This is a genomic window from Citrobacter sp. Cpo061, assembly GCF_030332845.1.
GTDB classification, from domain to species: Bacteria; Pseudomonadota; Gammaproteobacteria; order Enterobacterales; family Enterobacteriaceae; genus Citrobacter; species Citrobacter portucalensis.
Genome location: NZ_JAOWHB010000036.1, coordinates 290,273 through 308,049, shown reverse-complemented (window position 1 = coordinate 308,049; position 17,777 = coordinate 290,273). Strand labels below are relative to the sequence as shown.

Annotated in this window: 15 protein-coding genes; 6 read left to right on the top strand and 9 right to left on the bottom strand. The window is 53.1% G+C overall.

All coding sequences use genetic code 11. From position 1 onward, the window contains the following. Positions 1-7: 7 nt before the first annotated feature. The 9 genes from OGX97_RS07450 to OGX97_RS07410 form a co-directional block, all read right to left on the bottom strand. Positions 8-1,009 (bottom strand): HAD family hydrolase, encoded by a 1,002-nt coding sequence (locus OGX97_RS07450; RefSeq protein ID WP_279850597.1) that lies wholly within the window; start codon positions 1,007-1,009, stop codon positions 8-10. Continuing rightward, positions 1,006-2,019, bottom strand: coding sequence for a BatD family protein (locus OGX97_RS07445; RefSeq protein ID WP_071446460.1), 1,014 nt, complete (start codon positions 2,017-2,019; stop codon positions 1,006-1,008). Before OGX97_RS07445 ends, OGX97_RS07450 begins: the two co-directional genes overlap by 4 nt. Then, on the bottom strand, positions 2,016-3,530 hold the full coding sequence (locus OGX97_RS07440; RefSeq protein WP_279850598.1) for a tetratricopeptide repeat protein: 1,515 nt from the start codon (positions 3,528-3,530) through the stop codon (positions 2,016-2,018). The genes OGX97_RS07445 and OGX97_RS07440 overlap by 4 nt, the downstream gene beginning before the upstream one ends. Next, the gene (locus OGX97_RS07435) at positions 3,527-4,504 is read right to left on the bottom strand and encodes a VWA domain-containing protein (RefSeq protein ID WP_279850599.1); all 978 of its coding nucleotides are present in this window, start codon (positions 4,502-4,504) and stop codon (positions 3,527-3,529) included. The genes OGX97_RS07440 and OGX97_RS07435 overlap by 4 nt, the downstream gene beginning before the upstream one ends. After that, complete coding sequence (locus OGX97_RS07430; protein WP_103285202.1) at positions 4,497-4,937, bottom strand: DUF4381 domain-containing protein; 441 nt, start codon at positions 4,935-4,937, stop codon at positions 4,497-4,499. Before OGX97_RS07430 ends, OGX97_RS07435 begins: the two co-directional genes overlap by 8 nt. Further along, a complete protein-coding gene (locus OGX97_RS07425) occupies positions 4,938-5,843 on the bottom strand; it encodes a DUF58 domain-containing protein (RefSeq protein WP_258736516.1) in 906 nt (301 codons plus the stop codon). After that, positions 5,843-6,847 carry an AAA family ATPase gene (locus OGX97_RS07420; RefSeq protein WP_235123757.1) on the bottom strand — a complete coding sequence of 335 codons (1,005 nt, stop codon included), beginning with the start codon at positions 6,845-6,847 and terminating at the stop codon, positions 5,843-5,845. Before OGX97_RS07420 ends, OGX97_RS07425 begins: the two co-directional genes overlap by 1 nt. Continuing rightward, on the bottom strand, positions 6,844-8,139 hold the full coding sequence (locus tag OGX97_RS07415; protein ID WP_234095819.1) for an anaerobic sulfatase maturase: 1,296 nt from the start codon (positions 8,137-8,139) through the stop codon (positions 6,844-6,846). The genes OGX97_RS07420 and OGX97_RS07415 overlap by 4 nt, the downstream gene beginning before the upstream one ends. 81 nt (positions 8,140-8,220) lie before the next feature. Next, entirely contained in the window at positions 8,221-9,813 is a 1,593-nt protein-coding gene (locus tag OGX97_RS07410; protein ID WP_079934031.1) for an arylsulfatase, read from the bottom strand. A gap of 627 nt (positions 9,814-10,440) precedes the next feature. Between OGX97_RS07410 and OGX97_RS07405 the strand changes: the two genes are divergently transcribed. The 6 genes from OGX97_RS07405 to OGX97_RS07380 all read left to right on the top strand — a co-directional run bounded on the left by OGX97_RS07405 (position 10,441) and on the right by OGX97_RS07380 (position 17,662). Next, positions 10,441-12,054 (top strand): mechanosensitive ion channel family protein, encoded by a 1,614-nt coding sequence (locus OGX97_RS07405; RefSeq protein WP_032943434.1) that lies wholly within the window; start codon positions 10,441-10,443, stop codon positions 12,052-12,054. Next, positions 12,054-13,169, top strand: coding sequence for a BamA/TamA family outer membrane protein (locus OGX97_RS07400; protein ID WP_071446452.1), 1,116 nt, complete (start codon positions 12,054-12,056; stop codon positions 13,167-13,169). The genes OGX97_RS07405 and OGX97_RS07400 overlap by 1 nt, the downstream gene beginning before the upstream one ends. Before the next feature lie 28 nt (positions 13,170-13,197). Continuing rightward, the gene (locus OGX97_RS07395) at positions 13,198-14,136 is read left to right on the top strand and encodes a hypothetical protein (protein WP_008784763.1); all 939 of its coding nucleotides are present in this window, start codon (positions 13,198-13,200) and stop codon (positions 14,134-14,136) included. 17 nt (positions 14,137-14,153) lie between these two features. Further along, entirely contained in the window at positions 14,154-15,266 is a 1,113-nt protein-coding gene (locus OGX97_RS07390; protein WP_235123753.1) for a BamA/TamA family outer membrane protein, read from the top strand. Beyond that, complete coding sequence (locus OGX97_RS07385; RefSeq protein ID WP_079934033.1) at positions 15,267-16,382, top strand: DUF4056 domain-containing protein; 1,116 nt, start codon at positions 15,267-15,269, stop codon at positions 16,380-16,382. A gap of 92 nt (positions 16,383-16,474) precedes the next feature. After that, complete coding sequence (locus OGX97_RS07380) at positions 16,475-17,662, top strand: OmpP1/FadL family transporter (protein ID WP_079934034.1); 1,188 nt, start codon at positions 16,475-16,477, stop codon at positions 17,660-17,662. Positions 17,663-17,777: the final 115 nt, after the last annotated feature.

Sequence of the window (17,777 nt, the reverse complement as noted above, 5' to 3'; positions counted from 1 at the left end):
CAGATCGTTATGGTGATGATTTCACGACGCACTGCGCCGGGTCAAATACGGTCTTCCAGTCCTGTTTCATATCAACCACGGTCCAGCCATGCGATTTCGCCTGCGTTAATCCATCAACAAGTTTTCCGCTTGCGGGTGGGTGACTATCATAGGCGTATTCACGTGCGGCATCGGTATGATGGACCAGCAGTCCGAAGGTTTTCGCGTCCGGATTGGCGGCCGTGTACTGCAGCATGGCGAGATCGCCATCGCTATTGCCAAATGCGCCCACGGGGCGCTGCCCCATAAACAGGTGGATCGCCACGGGCTTGTTCGCCGCGTCATCATTGAAGGCTCCCGACATCGTCTTGGTGATTGTTGTCCCATCTCCGGATAACGCGAACTCGCCGAGCGCGAACGATCCGATCACCTGTTCTGGCGGAATACCATACATTTTTTGCGAGAGCACGCGCATGAAATCTATCCCGCCGCCGGAAACAATCCAGGTTTTAAAGCCATTCTCTCGTAGATAATCCAGCAACTGACGCATAGGTTGATATCCCATCTGGTCATACTGGCAGCCAAAACGTGGGTCTTTATGCGTTGAAACCCAGTTGGCAACCCGCTGAGTAAAGTCCTCCGTTGTCATGCCACTGTGCGTGAGCGATAGCAGGTGCATAAGCCCTTTTTCTCCTGAACCGACGACGCTTTTGAGGTCGTCTTTCAATACGGCCTGCACCAGCAGATCGTTCGACCAATTGGGATTTTCTGGGGCAAGACGTTTAATCTCGTCCAGCGCGAACTGGATCTGAAACGTCATCGGCGCTTCCGGCCACAGTGTCCCGTCATTATCAAATACGACGTAGCGTTTATCAGTGGGAATAAACGTTGGACTATCGGGGTTGGTGGCATTTTGTACCCATTCCTCAATAGCGTGTTTGGCTGCCGTGTCATTCCATGCGGAGAGCGGCTCAGCCGCGGCGGTGCTGCAAAGGCCGCATAAAACCAGTGTAATTAACGTACGCTTCATTGTGAGTTCCTGTTATCTGGGGTTTGTCCCGGTAACGAAATCGGCTGCCAGAATCGGCACCAGCGGTGAGATAAATAACGCGTGCTACGCAGCAATGTGCGGCGGAAAATAAACATAAGAACGAGTAAAGCGAGGCCGCCCGTCAGCAGCAGCACGGTCGACCAGGTGAAGGTGTCGCGGCTGCCTTTTAACACAGATTCTGCCCCAGCGGTGCGTGAAGCGGCAACGGTATATTTACTGCCGGGCAGTTCAGCGATTTGCCATTGCTGATGGGTTGTATCCCACCAACGTAATTTAATCGGCGGTAGTGTGATTTCTCCTGCATCAACCGGTAAATAGCGGAGTGTTTCCATGCGTTCAGCGCCTGTAATGTCACCGCGCCCCGACGTCAGCATACGGTTTTCTGGTGTCAACCGTTGGGTGTGCGTGCCGTTTATAGCATACAGCAGCTGTGGGATTTGAGCGGGCATCACATCGGTAGCGTTGGCTGTGACGACGCGTTCGATTACGTCACCGGCGCGCAGCGTTTTATCTTCACCACTGCGGTAAATATTGACCTTCTGGCTGAGCGAAAAGCTGGAAGCGGGCAGAAAACGGTCCGGTTGTTGGACACCTGTCGGCCAGCTAACTGCCGTTTCCAGTGCAGGCAGTTTGACCGTAACGGGTGCTTGCCCGGATGCGGTTAATGTCATTTCGAAAGCCGGTAAATCCAGCTTACCCTGATCCCATGCAGTGATTTGGCGTTCCATGCGCACGCCGCTCCAGCTTGTACCGCCATCGTGACGGGTCAGCAATTGATTCGGTGACGTGCTGGTTAGAATATCGCCGTTTTCTACTGGGAAATCGGGCCACTGCGGCGGCGGGTTAAACCAGGAATCTGTCCAGAACGTTACCGCTACCCGCACCGGCTGGCCAGGGACAACGTGTTCTGGGGCGATCAATTCGCGGGAGACCGTCATTGCCGCCTGGCAGGGAAGTACCGCCAGCAGTAATAACCAGATAAGCTTCATTGGTCTTCTCCTGGCTGGGTTCGGTAGAGGCTTTCTAACAGCCCAGAAGGTGAAACCGCCAGATTTTCATACCACTGATTCACCTGTGGATTCCCTCCGGCAATGGGCTGAATATCCTTTTGTTCTGCCCCCTGGTGGGGCTTCAGGTCGTGCTTAATTTCATCGGGTTTATAATCTTCTTCTTCTCCCTGAGCCGATTTATTTTCGCGCTCCTTTTGTCGCAGTTGCATAATGATTGCGGCGATTTTTGCGCGGTTACCCTGCGCCAGCTTCCAGTCCGGGCGCAGGCTTAACGCCCGATCGTAGCTGTTCAACGCCTGTTGCCACTGCTTTTGCTGGGCGTAGCTATTGCCTGTCCAGAGCAGTGCTTCCGGGGTTTGTTCCGCCTGTCGGAACGCGGCGGTAGCGGCGGGATAATTTCCCGCCCGATACCATGCGATACCTTGCCGGAGTGGATCGTTAAAATGCTGGGCCGCGCGGGCGTAATCCCCTTTGGAGAACGCACGCTGCCCCTGCACATCGGGGCTTATCCAGGCATCCAGCCAGGCGGCGTGGCCGGAAGGCTGCCAGAGCAGCAGCGGCGCGACCAACACCCAGCAAAAGAGCTGGCGTCGCCAGATTAACAGCAGGGCAAGTATTGGGATCGTTAGCATCCAGCCATCGTTCCGCCAGTGTAAATCGCTGCGGGCATTGTTTTGCGCGGTGACACTTTGCTGGATGTGGCTCTGTACCACGGGCAGGTCTTCATCATCGGTGGTTACCAGCGTGACCGGAATTCCGTCGTCGCGCATCTGCTCGAAGCGCGAAACGTTCAACCGTGTATCCGTACCGCTGGCGGCATATTTCTCGGGCAGCACGCCCCCTTGCGCGGTTCCGGGCACCCAGATTTGTAGCGGCGTATTTTGTTCACCAAGCCATCTGGCGTCTTCCGCGCTTAAGGTATCGCTCACCAGGATAATGCTGCGCGGTGCGGCGGGCATATTGTGCATTGCCAGCGAGACCGCATATTGTAATCCAGAACCTTCGCCAGACGGTAATAGTGCAGGCGTTTGCGCATGCAGGAACAGCGAGTAAAAGGCCGTATCGACGGTAAGTGGAGTGGTAAGCCAGGCCCCGGCGTTATAGACCACCAGGCCAAAGCGTGTTCCAGGCATGCGTTCCATCAGCGACATGATTTTGGTCTGCATCCGCTGATGTCGGCTGGGAGGCATGTCGCTGGCAAGCATCGCGGTATCCTGCTGCAAAATCACCATCACGTTGCTTTCTGGCGTCAGGGCGGCGGGAAGCTGACGCTGCCAGCTTGGGCCTGCGAGCGCGATAATACCAAGCATCACCAGCCACGGCAGCGCCCGACTGAGTTTACGTTGTCGCCCGACGATCAGCGCGTTTGCCAGCGACTTATCCATAATGCGTGACCAGGCGCTACGCCCGGCAGAGGGTAACCACCACAGCGCGATGGCAGGAATCAACAGCAGCAAACACCAGGGGTATAAAAAGTGAAAATCACTCATGCCATTCTCTCCCTGAGCGCGCGATAAATATTAAAAGCCAGCAATAAAACCAGTGCGGCAGCGAGAGGCCAGGCAAACAACGGTATTCGCCATGACCAGCCAATACTCTTCACCTGCACCGGCGTGATGGCGTCAATTTCTTGCCAGACCGCATCCAGCGACGCACCGCTGTTCTGCGCCGTCCATGCGCGCCCGCCGGTGGTATGGGCGATATCCTGCAAAAGACCTAAATCCACCTTGTCATCGCCGCTGCTGTTGACGTCTCCAAAAGCGATGGTGTGGACCTGTACGTGATGGCTGGCCGCCAGCTGTGCGGCAAGGCGAGGTGTCAACTGCGAAGCTGTGTCGTTACCGTCGGTCAGAAGAATGGCCAATTTGCTGGCTTCATTATCGCCGCTGGAATCTAACAGTTTCACCGTCACGCCCAGCGCGTCGCCAATCGCCGTCTGTTGCCCCGCCATGCCAGGCGCAAGCTGATTGATACGGGTTTCCAGCGCCTGTTTATCCTCACTGACGGGCGCAAATGGCCAGGCGCTGTTAGCAAAGATCACCAGACCGATACGATCTGATTTGCGGGCGGCCACGAATTTTTTAACCGATTCCTGCACCTCCTGTAACCGGGTAATGCCCCCCGCAACATCGTTTTTTTCCATTGATCCAGAAACGTCCAGAATCAGCATGATGTTGCGCATTGGTTTTTCAATATGTTGTGGCGGAGTCAGCAATTCCGGGCGGGCAAGCGCGCAGACCAGCAGCGCCCAGACCAGCCAGAACAGCCCGGTCGATAACTTTCCGCTGTGGGCAGGCTGGCTATTGAGCTGGAGTTCATTGATCAGCCCGGGCAAAAAAGGGACCCGAACATACTCTTTAAGTGAGCGCTCTTTGGCCATCACAAAGCGGCCTACCAACGGTAGGATAAGTAGCAGCCAGGCCCATGGCCAGGCGAACGCCAGGCGTGAGAAGTATTCAGACATGGGGTAGTCCTTCAAGCCAGGTGCGAAGCTGCACACGCAGCCGCGCGGTATCGGCATCACTCAACTGGTTGTCTGGTTGACAGTATCGTTCGCAAAGACGTTGGCGCAGCGCATTATCCAGTGGGACGGACGGGAGCCATTGGGCAGGGTCCAGCGCACCGCTAACCTGTTCACGCGGCTGATGCACCAGCAAAATACGTTTGATCAGCAGCAGCCAGCTGTCCACCGTTTGTGGTTGAGTGAGGGCCGTCAGGGCCTGACGACGCCACAGATTACGGCGCCATCTGGCGACGCGAATGATGAGAAAAACAAGTATCACGAGGAGCACGACGCCGCCCAGAGCGAACCATCCCGGCGGCAGGGGAAACCATGACGGTGAATCGGGGAGAACCGGTTCCGCCAGTTCGGGTACCGTAAATCCTTTCTCCAGCATCTAAACCCCTTTTTGTAGCTGTCTGAGCAGATCCCCGGCGACAACAATCTGCTTCACCTGGACGCCAAGCCGCGTGAGGCGCGACGCCTGCGCCGAAAGCCGCGCTGTAATACTCTGTTTGATGCCGTCCTGTAGTGCAGGCGAGAGTGAAAATGCCACCTCTTGCCCTTCATAACAGGCCGCCAGTCGCCCGTGAGCAGGCAGGCGCAAATGCAGATCGTCGAGCATCACGAACGCGCTCACTTCTCCCCGACGGCGCAGGGCCGCCAGCAGTGCATCGCATTCACTATCCATATCGTGAAAGTCGCTGATTAACGCGACCCAGCAGCCGGTTGGAATCAACGGCAGGCTGTGGCGCAGGATGGCTGCCAGCGTGAGCGGATGGGGGGCTTCATGCGGATAGTTGTCCGCCACGGCGTGGTTGTACTGCACTAAATCGTCGAGAAATGCAGGGAGTGAAGCGTTTGGCGCACGGCATTTGCGCAGGGAAAAGTCCTGGTCACCAAAGACGATACCGCCTAAACGATCGCCGTCGTGCCAGCTGCGCCAGGCCAGCAGCCCGGCGGTTTTAGCCGCAGCGACGGATTTTGTCTGCACGCGCGTCGAAAAAAACATATCCCGCCTCTGGTCGACCAACAAGAACACGGGACGTTCTTTCTCTTCGTTATACAGGCGAATCCACGGCGTACGCATGCGCGCGGTGGCCTGCCAGTCAATCAGCCGGACGTCGTCGCCGGGCTGATAGCGGCGTAGGCTGTCAAAGTTCAGCCCGCGACCTTGCTGTCGTGATGTGCGCTCTCCGCCAAGTGCACCTGGTGGGATCTGCCCTGGCGGATTGGCAATGGCTCGCGCATCGCCAGCGAGCTTCAGCAGCGTATCGCGGTCAACGCGAACGGCACTGTTCATCACGCTACCACGGCATCAAGGAGCATCCGTACGGCATCATCCGGCGTGCAGTTGTCGGCGCTGGCCTGGTAGCTGAGCATCAGGCGGTGGCGCAACACGGCCGGGGCTATCTTTTTAATGTCTTCTGGCAGCACCGCATCCCGACCTTCCAGCCAGGCCTGCGCGCGACCGCAACGCTCAAGGGCCAGGGTGCCGCGGGGACTAATGCCAAAGGTCAGGTACCCGGCCAGCGTATCGTTCACCGACTGCGGATGGCGGCTTAAGTCCACCAGATTGACGATATAGTTTTCGACAGTAGAGGAAACATGAACGGCGGAAATAGCCTGCCAACATTCGGCAATTTCTTGTTGGCTAAGCATCAGCGCATCGGGTTGTTCAGGTGCGGCCGGTGTGACGTTCGTCAATTGTTGGTACTTTTGCTGCTGTTCTCTGCGCACCAGTTGCATCACTTTCTGTTCGTTTTCTTTAGACGGGTAATGCACCAGCACCTTCATCAAAAAACGGTCCAGTTGGGCTTCCGGCAGCGGCCAGGTTCCTTCCTGATCCACCGGGTTTTGCGTGGCAAGGACCATAAAAACACCGGGCAGAGGCCAACTGTTGCCCGCCACCGTTACGTGACGTTCTTCCATGGCTTCCAGCAGAGCGGACTGCACGCGCGCCGAGGCGCGGTTAATTTCATCGGCGAGAATGATATTGCCGAACACCGGGCCAGGGCGGAAGCGGAACTGATCCTCTTCGCGGGAAGCGTTCTGCTGATAGATTTCGCTGCCGGTGATGTCTGAAGGCAGAAGATCCGGCGTGAACTGAATACGGCGGTAATCCCCCTCAACGTGGCGCGCAAGCTCACGCACAGCGCGAGTTTTCGCCAGACCCGGTAGGCCTTCCAGCAGAACGTGTCCATCACAAAGCAGGGCGATGATCAGCATGCGCACCAGCTCTTCCTGACCGAGAACCTGCTCATTCATGCGTTGTTCAAGCTGTAATAATTTTTCTCGATTTATCATCGGCGTAGCCCTGCAAAATCACGTTTAAGTAAGGTTGTGATGCCCACCAGAATCGGCTCGGCATAGTTAAAAAAGGCTTTAATGCCCGGGCAAAGGTAGTTCAACCCCAGCTCGCCGTCCGGTGTGCGGACAATGCGGTTTTTCGGGCATTCGCCCCAGCACAGCTTCAGATAAGGGCAGGTTTTGCAGTAGTTGGGTAGCGTGTCGCGCTTGCCCATGCCGAAGGCTTTTTGCCGTTCGGAAAAAGCCAGGTGTGAAAGTTGGGCATGTTCAATATTGCCGATCTGGTACTCGGGATAGACGTAGTGATCGCAGGAAAAAATATCGCCGTTTTTCTCGATCGCCAGCCCTTTACCACAGAATTCTGAATGGGTACAGATTTGAGCAGGCATTCCCATAGTCTGCGCGACCGCCGTTTCGAACAGATTGACCTGTACGCGGCCCAGATCGTTATTAACCCACTCTTCAAACACGGCGATCAGAAATGTGCCCCAGTCCTCCGGGTCAACTGACCAGTCGGTGACGATCGAATCGAGATCGCCAGGGCGCGCGCGGCGGCTACCGGTTAACGGGATGCTTTCGTCCTGCCAGAACTGTGGTGCGGTTTGCTTGAAATCGACCGGTTCGACGCACGGGTTAAACTGTACGTAGGTTGCGCCCAGTTCACGGGTGACGAAGCGGTATACTTCCAACGGAAAGCGGGCATTGGTGCGGTTTACCGTGACCAGGGCGTTAAATGGGACGCCGTGACGCTTGAGGGCCTCAACGCCCGCCATCACTTTGTCGAATGTCGGTTTGCCGCTACGGGTGACACGGTAGCGGTCATGCAGTTCTCGTGGACCATCAATGGACAGCCCCACCAGAAATTGATGTTCTTTAAGAAATTCAGCCCATTTGTCGTTCAGCAACACGCCATTAGTTTGTAAATCGTTCTCGACGCGCTGGCCGGGCTTCTGGTACAGCTTCTGAAATTTGACTACTTTCTGGAAGAATTCCAACCCCATTAACGTGGGTTCGCCACCTTGCCAGGAAAAGACCACCTGGTCGCCGTCCTGGCCATCAATGTACTGGCGAATGAAATTCTCTAGCACCTCATCGCTCATGCCAGTATGTCTGTCCTGATGCAGCAGCTCTTCTTTGTGCAGGTAAAAACAGTAGGAACAGTCGAGGTTGCAGGTCGAGCCGGTGGGCTTGGCCATTACGTGAAAGCGGCGCTTGTATTCTGGTCCTTTACCGTCATATTTTTCCGCCGACGGAAGCGCTTTAACCGGTAGTGTGGTGCTGTACTTCATATAGCAGACCCCTAACAAGAAAACGTCACTACTCTTCAAAAAACGGGCAGGCTGTCTGAACAGCCTGCCCGGAGGCTTAGGTTATTTATTGATATTAGAGCCTTGTTCCAGCATCGCCGAAGCGTCGGAAATGGTGAACGAACCCGGTTTCTGACGCGGTGGGAACTCTTTGAAGGTTTCCAGCATCTCTTTCGCGTATTTCTGCGCGCCGCCCATAAGGAACAGACGGTCGTAGAACCAGGAGTTGTAGCCCATACCGTCGCTGCCTTTCTCCAGCGGATCGACCTCAAGGTCAAAGATCAACGGCGTACGCAGCTTGGTGAACGGGTATTTCCACAGATCAAGACCGGTATGCTCCTGAATCATAAAGTGAACTTTCCAACGCTCGTAGCGCATAGCCAGCAGATCGCCGTCATCGCTCCAGTAGAAGAATTCTTTACGCTGATTCGGGCCTTTGCCCTGGAGGTAGTCGAGCTGGTTGTAGCCATCCAGGTGCACCTTGTAGGTAATGGACGGCGTTTTGTAGCCTTTTAACAGCTCGTTTTTAATGTTCGGATCGCCCGCAGCCGCAACCAGGGTAGGGAACCAGTCGTTACTGCCGAAAATGCCGTCAACGATGGTGCCTGGCTTAACGTGGCCCGGCCAACGAATCATCGCAGGTACGCGGAAACCACCTTCCCAACCGGTGTTCTTCTCGCCGCGGAAAGGCGTTTCGCCTGCATCCGGCCAGGTTGCTGTCATCGGGCCGTTATCGGTGGTATAGACGAGGATCGTATTGTCTTCGATGCCGAGATCTTTAATCTTCTGCAGCACTTCACCAATCATCTTGTCATGTTCCACCATGCCGTCGGCGTAGGTTCCAAGGCCCGTAGCACCAATGCTCCCGTCTTTCAGGTGCGTTTTGTTATGCATACGGGTGGTATTGAACCAGGTGAAGAATGGCTTACCGGCTTTAACCTGACGTTCCATGAAGTCGTTGTTGGCAGCGAGCGTTTCTTCGTCCACGGTTTTCATACGCTGGACGGTAAGCGGACCGGTATCTTCAATCTTGCCATCGGCGGTGCTCTTAATGACGCCACGTGGGCCAAACTCTTTGCGGAAGGCCGGATCTTTCGGGTAGTCCGGGTTCTCCGGTTCTTCTTCGGCGTTCAGGTGGTAAAGGTTACCCATGAACTCATCGAATCCGTGCGCGGTTGGCAGGAATTCATCGCGATCACCGAGGTGGTTTTTACCAAACTGGCCAGTAGCGTAGCCCAGTTGCTTCAGGATGTTCGCAATGGTCGGATCTTCTTTTTGCAGACCCTGCGGCGCACCCGGCATCCCCACCTTACTCATCCCGGTACGGAACGGCATTTGTCCGGTAATGAATGAAGAACGGCCAGCGGTCGAGCTTTGCTCAGCGTAGTAGGAGGTGAACTTGGCACCTTCGGCAGCGATGCTGTCGATATTTGGGGTTTTATATCCCATGGTGCCCTGATTGTAGGTACTCAGGTTCCAGTAGCCGATGTCATCACCAAATATAACGACAATATTTGGTTTAGATGAGTCTTGCTTTGGCGCATTTTCCGGTGCGGTAGATGTCGCCGGTGCAGCATGAACAGTGGACACAGCGCCAGCTGCTAACGTTAGCACACTGGCAATCATCGTCCTTCTAAAAGGGACACTTTTATGCATGGTGGGGAACTCCGTTCATTAGGAAAGCCTTTTGAGTATAGACACGAACAAAATCCTCCAAATTTTTTCTAATGGAGGTTAATTACTTTCACAAGATAACTATTCGAGAATTCCTGCAAAAATATGAATAATGCAGGGCATATCTTTCGCATCGTGATTAATTTAATGCAGCTTAATTAAGGCGGAGGGGTTATTCCATCTGGAAGTTATTTAATAATAAATTATGGAAGAAGTTATCATTATTGGATTTCAACATAATGCTGAATCGATGCAACACACACTGACAGTTAATTTTACGCACCAGGACGCTATGCAAGCCACGCGGATACATAGCTGCCAAATGCTCTATTCAGGTCAAAGAGGTGCTATTTCTTTACGAGTGGATACGCTGACTGACCCCGTAGGGAAACGTCATTTACCTTTTTATCAGAGGGGATAATCGAACGCTTATATTTAGTGATGAGGAAAAGAACCTTTGAAAGGCAATGTCATCTTTCACATGAAATGAAGATCTCTTTATCACTAACATTGCGTAAGTGAAAGGCTGGTCTATGCTAAAAAAAAGCAATCAAATTTGCGTTGGCTTTTTGAATAATAACGATAATTCTCGTGTTTTCGGTGGCGAATATGAACAGGATTGTGATCGCTTTTTTAATGTGCTTTCTTTCCTCTTTGGTTGTTAACACATATGCGGCGGAACCTCGTCAGGAGCCCACCGAAAAGGAACGCGCGCGAACGGTTTATATTTTTCATCAACCGATTGTCATGCTCCAGGCGAAATTCGGCCTTACTACGCCAGAAGAGCGGGTGCTGCGCATCCGCAATACGCTACGAAATTTCACTGAAGCCGATGTTCGCGAACCGCTACAGGTTGTATCGGTCACGCGTTATAACCAGCCGGGAAGGCTTATCGTGATGAACGGTAAACCGGTGATGTTGCTGACACAAGGCGATCTCGACGAAGGAGACGATCTTACGCTCGACCAGGCGGCGCAGCGCGTACTGGCGCGCATGGAGGCGCAGCGGTCTGCATTGAGCGATCAGTATAACAGCGGTTGGCTGGCGCTGTCGGCGGTGAAAACGGTGGCTGGTCTGGTGGGACTGGTGCTGTTTTGGTTCGGTGCATACCGTTCCTGGCGTTGGGTCAGACGCGTTTATCGTCGTCGCATTTTTGAGAACAAAAGCTGGATCCCCCAAAGTTGGCGGCGTTTTATCGGCGCTATCGAGACACGCCTGTACGCACTGTTGATGATCCTGCTGGGTATCGTTGCACTTTACGTTTGGCTGAGTTGGGTCTTTAGCCTGTTTCCCTGGACGCGCGTCTGGGGAGAGTCCCTTGGTGACTGGTCTGTACGCGTAGTGCGTGATATTGCATTGTCGATTGTCTCAGCGTTACCTGGCTTGATGATCGTCCTGATCATTTTTCTCATCACGGCCTTCATCCTGAAGTTGCTTAAAGTGGTTCTCAACCAGGTGGAGGCAGGGCGTTTGCAGTTGCCTGGAATTCACCCTGAAACCGTGGGCGCAACCCGGAAGTTGATCTCTGTGGTGGTGTGGCTCTTTGCGCTATCTGCAGCCTATCCCTTTTTGCCTGGTGCCAATTCACTGGCGTTTAAAGGTATCAGCGTTTTCTTTGGCCTGATGCTCACGCTGGGGTCGGCCGGGGTGATGAACCACGCAATGAGTGGACTGGTTTTGATCTATTCGCGCGCGCTACGCAAAGGCGACATGATTCGGGTAGCGGACAACGAGGGATTGGTAAGCGAAATTGGTATGCTCGCGACCAAAATTATCACTCGTGAAAATTACGTGGTCACCGTGCCAAATGCGGTAGTGGTTAGTGGAAAAATTACTAACCTTAGCGCGCAAAGCACCAACGGCGGCGTCAACCTGACGGTCGGCGTTACCATTGGCTACGACACGCCCTGGCGCCAGGTCCACGCAATGCTGGAGTTGGCAGCCAAGCGGGCCAAAGGAATCGATCTTTCACAGCCGCCGTTGGTGCGTCAGCTGAGTCTGATGGACTGGTATATTTCCTATGAATTGCAGGTGCGCCTGCTGCCGGATGTATCTCTGGCAGATGCCCGTAATGAACTGCATAGCAATATTCAGGACGTCTTCAACGAATTTAACGTGCAGATTATGTCTCCGAATTTTGTGCTACAGCCAGAAAACAGCGTGATGGTGGCCAAAGAGAATTGGTATACCGCACCCGCAACACCGCCAGAAGGCGGGAAATAATGCGTTGGCTTTTTCTGCTAATTCCTCTGCTGTGCTGGCGCGCTATGGCGACAGGGCTTATTGATCCTGAAGACGGCATGGTGGACATGAGCCGTTATTTACAAGAAAACCCGTACGGTTTTCTACCGATTCCGCTGGTTATTACCGAACCGGCCGTTGGTTATGGCGGCGGCCTGTTCGGTCTGTTTCTGCATGGCAAGGGACGACAGGTTGATGGGCAGTTTATTCCTCCGGCCATGAGCGCGTTTGGCGGTGGCGGAACGCAAAACGGTACCTGGTTTGTAGGAGGGGGGCATCGCCACACCTGGCAGGATGACCACATTCGCTATCTGGTTGCAGGAGGCTATGCCGATGTCAATCTGGATATATATTCCGGTGACGTATTGGGCTTTGGCAATAACCGGGCCGTGGAAACCGAAACTCGCGGTTATGGCGGTATGCAAAAGCTTCTCTTTCGCGCAGGGGATTCTCCCGTTTTTTTGGGAGCATCACAGTTCTGGGCAAAGATGGATATCTCTGCCCGCAATAATCCGCTCGTCAACCAGGTATGGCGGCAGCTATTGGGTGAAAGCAGCATCACCTCTGCATTGGGGCTGGTAGCGGAATACGACACAACTGATAACTTCTTTTGGCCCGGACGCGGGCTTTCTCTTAGCGGCGAGTATCAATTCTACGGCCACTATCTTGGGGGCGACTATCGCTATGACCTGCTGACGCTCGAAGGCAAGTTTTTCCTGCCACTGAACGCCGACTGGACGCTTTCACTTGCAGGGGACTATCAAACGCTGTCGCAGCAGGATAAACATCTGCCACCAATGGCGCGCCCTTATATCGAACTTCGTGGTATCTCTCGCTATCGCTATCAGGGGGATGACGTGAGTACCGTTCAGACGCAGTTAGCCTGGCAAATGTCGTCGCGTTGGATTGTTTTGGGTTTTGTCGGTGCTGGAAGTGCGGCAGACAGTACATCAGAGCTTTACCGTAGCGCAGAAGTGGCCTGGGGCAGCGGTATTCGATATTTGATTGCGCGCGAATACGGACTGCGTACCGGTGTAGATGTCGCTTTTAGCGATAACGAACAAGCAGTTTATTTTAATGTTGGCTCTGGCCTGTAGGGATGAGCGGAATGAATGAGGACAAATAATGAAATGGTTCCACGCGGTTGTTCCGTTGCTGTGGGTTTCCGGCGTGGCCAGCGCAGCTGAAACTGATGCCAGCACGTTTCCGATTTGGGGCGAGGAGGCCAGGGCGCGGGGATATGCCATTCCGCTACCGTTTGGCATCAACCTGAGCTATATGAACATGCGGCAAAATATTGATGTCGATAGCATCAGTTTTTCCGGACTGGCGCTTGGCAATCACCCGATTCCTGTCGATATGTTCAATATTGATGCCGGCCATACGCGTGAACAGAGCAAAACTGAAAACCTGCGTCTGGACATGTGGGTCTTCCCGTTTTTGAACATTTACGGGCTGGTAGGGCACACACGCGGATCGTCGGTCTCGAATGTTTCAGTAGATGCAGACCCTTCGCGCTACACCGGTGTTGACCGCATTATCGCATCATCTGTGCATCAGCTTTATCAGAGCGGTGAGCTACAGGATATTGATTTTGTTCTAGATTTTAAAGGCACAACCTGGGGAACTGGTATTACTTTGGCAGGAGGATACGAAAACTGGTTTGCCCTGGTGGATACCAACTATACCCGTACTGATTTTGACATTCTGGATGGCAAAATTTCAGCCCTTACTGTGTCTCCCCGTGTTGGGTATCGCTTTAAATTTCAGGGGCCGGTGGGCGAATCGCATCTGAGCGTCTGGGTGGGGAGTATGTACCAGAATGTGCAGCAGGAGTTCAGGGGTAGCCTCTCCGATCTGCATATGCCCGCTGAGCTTCAGCCACTGATCCAGGCCGTAAACCAGGATGGCAACGGGCGATTTGATGTTAAACAGAATCTGACCTCTCCGTGGAACATGCTGCTGGGGACTCAGTTTGAAATGACACCACAATTTAACGTCCTGACGGAGTTTGGATTTAACGAACGCAATAGCTTCTTTATTGCCGGTGAATATCGCTTCTGATGAACGGTTTTCGCGTCATGTTGACATCGCTATTGGCTCTGACGACCTGGTCTGCGGAGGCGTTAACATTGGATCAACCCTCAATTGACGCTTTCCTCGGGAAGCTGGGTGCGGATAACCAGTACGATCCGGCAAAAGGGGTGAACTGGAGCGTGTTGCCGGGGCCATTTTACACTCCAGAGCTGAAGCTGGGTCTTGGCATGGCGGTGGCGGGGATCTACCGGGTGGATGCGGCAGATAAAACAACTCAGAACTCTTCTGTTTCCTTGACGGGTTATGTCAGTGCCAGCGGGGCGTTGGGAATGGGGATCAGCAGTTATACCTTTTTTACCGACGACCGTTGGCGATTGTTTGTGGACGGCTCAGTGAACAAAGTGCCAACGGGTTTTTGGGGCATTGGCTACGACGCAGCCCAGGGTAATGAACAGGATTACACCAACAACTCCGTGAGTTTGCATCCTGTATTGATGCGAGAAATCGCTGAACGCGTTTATCTCGGCGTGGGTTGGGATTTTTCTTCTATGCAGGCGGACGTTGACGATCCGCATCAGGGGGACGTGTTCAGCCTAAATAATGCGCAGACATCGCCGTTATCGTCTGGACCCAGTGTAAGTCTGAGTTACGACACGCGTGACGTTGTCACGCGGCCACAGCATGGACACTATTTTAAGCTGGAGTACACCTGGTTTGATCCGTCTTTTGGTTCAGATACTCATTTTACGGCAGCACAGGTTCAATACGATCGTTACCTTTTACTTGATGACAGGACTGTGCTGGCGTTCGATTTATGGGGACGTTTCACTCGTGGAGACGTGCCGTGGGATCGTTTATCAATGGCCGGAGACGACCGCCGTCTGCGGGGGTATTACCAGGGGCGTTATCGGGATAAGGATGTGGTAAGTGGGCAGGTGGAATATCGAAAAAAACTCAACTGGCGACATGGTTACGTGTTGTGGTTGGGCGCAGGAGCTTTAGGCAGAAACATTGACGATATGGGACATCATCCGATCTTACCTAATGCGGGTGTCGGTTATCGCTTTGAAGTGAAGCCCGCCATGAATATCCGCCTGGATTTAGGTTTTGGGAGAGAGAGTGCAGGATTCTATTTTCAAATTGCGGAGGCATTCTGAATGGCTAAAGGATTTCTGTTTTTACTGCTGGTAGCCGGATTTGCCTGCGCGGAAGTTCCTGGCCTCACTCTTAAACAAGCGCATAAGGCATATCCCGTTGTCGGCCATTTAGCACCGCCGGAGTCACTACGCCCATGCTGCGCGTTTGGCTATGATCTTCATGTCAGGGCGATAGGTGTGCCGATCCCTGTCTACCAGATTGGCAATGTATTAACGTTAGATTCACTGGGGCGTCATCACTATAACGATAGTGCGTTGGGGGCCGTGAAAAATATCGTTGGACTGAGTGAGGAAAAAAACGGACTGCTTTATACCCACCGTGGGGGTTTTATCGACATAGCGCACGTTCGCGATACGGCGGATAACACCTTTTACCTCTTTTCTCGTATTTATCCAAAACTTGGTCAACAGTGGCGTTTTTTTTACAGCGAAGAATTGGGCGTCAGACGGATACAGCTACACGGTTTCACACCTCCTGCGGCAATGGCGCAGCGTTACACATTGGCCGCCTGGTTGGCGGGGAATCTGGCCTTTGAACTGGCTCAATGGCACGAAATTGCACAGTGGTATGGATTCGAGTCTGTTCCCGGTTTTTCTGAGCAGATTTCTGCATTTTCCCCGGAAGATCTCTATTCAAATCTACTGGGTGCTCGTATCGCCATCAACGTGATTTTACAGGGCAGGGTGGAATCCATTGCGGCCTACAACGCGGCGGTGGATCGCGAACTGCAGCGGGTTTTACTGCAACTTGGCGTCGCAACCCGGACTGAAACTGAGCGTAAGTTTCGCGAATTGGACGGTGACTGGTGGAACAGTAAACGTAGGGTTCCAGATAAATTTCTGGTGTTAAAGCGTAACTATAATCTTGAGCATAACCGGTTACCAACCCCAGTTTCGTACGAGAACGCCACGCCACTGCAACTGACTTTTCCCGCCGTGATCGAAGGATATCGGCTTGCGCGCCTGGGCGAGTTACAAATTTACCCGGGCACTTCCATGCAATCGCTTCCGCGACCGAAAACTTATTACGCACCAGATAGTTTTCAGTCCCTGGCTGACACAGCGAGTGAAGCAGACAAAATCCAGCTCGAACGTATGCACAAGTCGCGCTTTTAATCCGGTGCTTTTGCCTGACAATTTAAATGCTGCGAGCTACGCTTTTACAGACGCTAACTACTTCAATAATGAAGAAATTCTGCAGGTGGCCTATGAAAAAATTGACCTTGATTTATCTTAGTCTTTTTTGCTCGCCGTTAGCACAAGCTAGCGCACTCTATTTTTATGAAATAGGCACCGAAGATACGGCTTTGGCAGGGGCGGGGCAGGCAGCACGTGCGCAGGATGCCTCCACCATCGTGACTAACCCCGCAGGAATGACGCGACTTCCGGATCATATGTTCACCGGTGGATTACAGGCAATGGATGGTGATGTGTCCTACACCCTTGAAGACGAGACGGGGCGTAAAAGCCCCGGTGACATCATGCGCTTCTTTCCAAATGCCAGCGCATTCTATGCCCAGAAGGTGAATGACGATCTTTATGCTGGTATTGGGCTATACGGGAATTACGGTCTGGGGATCGATTTTGGCAATTGGTCCGGCGACCGGCTGATTAAGAAAAGCACCATGGTTGCGATGACGCTCAGTCCATCGCTGGCTTATAAGCTTAGTGACAGGGTTTCCGTTGGGGGCTCTGTTAACGTCAATTACGGTTTTCTGTCACTCACTCGAAATGTTGATGGCAACGATGAAAAAGAAAAGGATCATGACTGGGCGATGAGCTATCGTCTGGGATTATTAATGGAACTGACCGATCAAACCCGGGCCGGTATCTCCTGGACCAGCAAAACTGAGTACGATTTTGATATTGACGGCAAAGCGCGTTTCCCGAACTTACCGAACGTGGAATACGATTTGCCTATTTCTGCGCAGGTACGTGCTCCACAGCAGATTATGTTAAGTCTGGTTCATGACATTAATAAACAGTGGTCAGTGATGGGCGATCTTGGCTGGCAGGACTGGAGTCAGTTCGGCGCGCCGCAAATAACGGTGGTCGGGCAAGAAGTTGATAAGTCCAGTCGTCTGAAGGATTCGTGGCATACGGCTTTAGGTGTGCAATTTCGACCTACGGAACAATGGCGTTTGAATGCGGGCGTAGCTTTTGATAGTACAGTCTATAATTCGCAAAGCGATGTGGCGCTGACGTTGCCGACCGGTGATGAATGGCGATTTGCTACCGGAGCGCAATATCAAATTACACCACAAAGCAATATCGGTGCTGCCGTGTCGTATCTGCATATGCAGTCGTCCCACGTACAGTCACCATCAATTTATCAGGGGAGTTACGATAATCCGTATCTGTGGTTTGCCAGTGTGAACTACAGTTATCAGTTTTAATGTTCAGTGAAGTGAGAGTCGCGGTGGAATTGTAGAAGACATAAAACAGCTATTTGCATAACCAGCTGTAGTCGAGAGCCATCATCCAGAACTGTTAGCGCTGTTGAGGCAACTG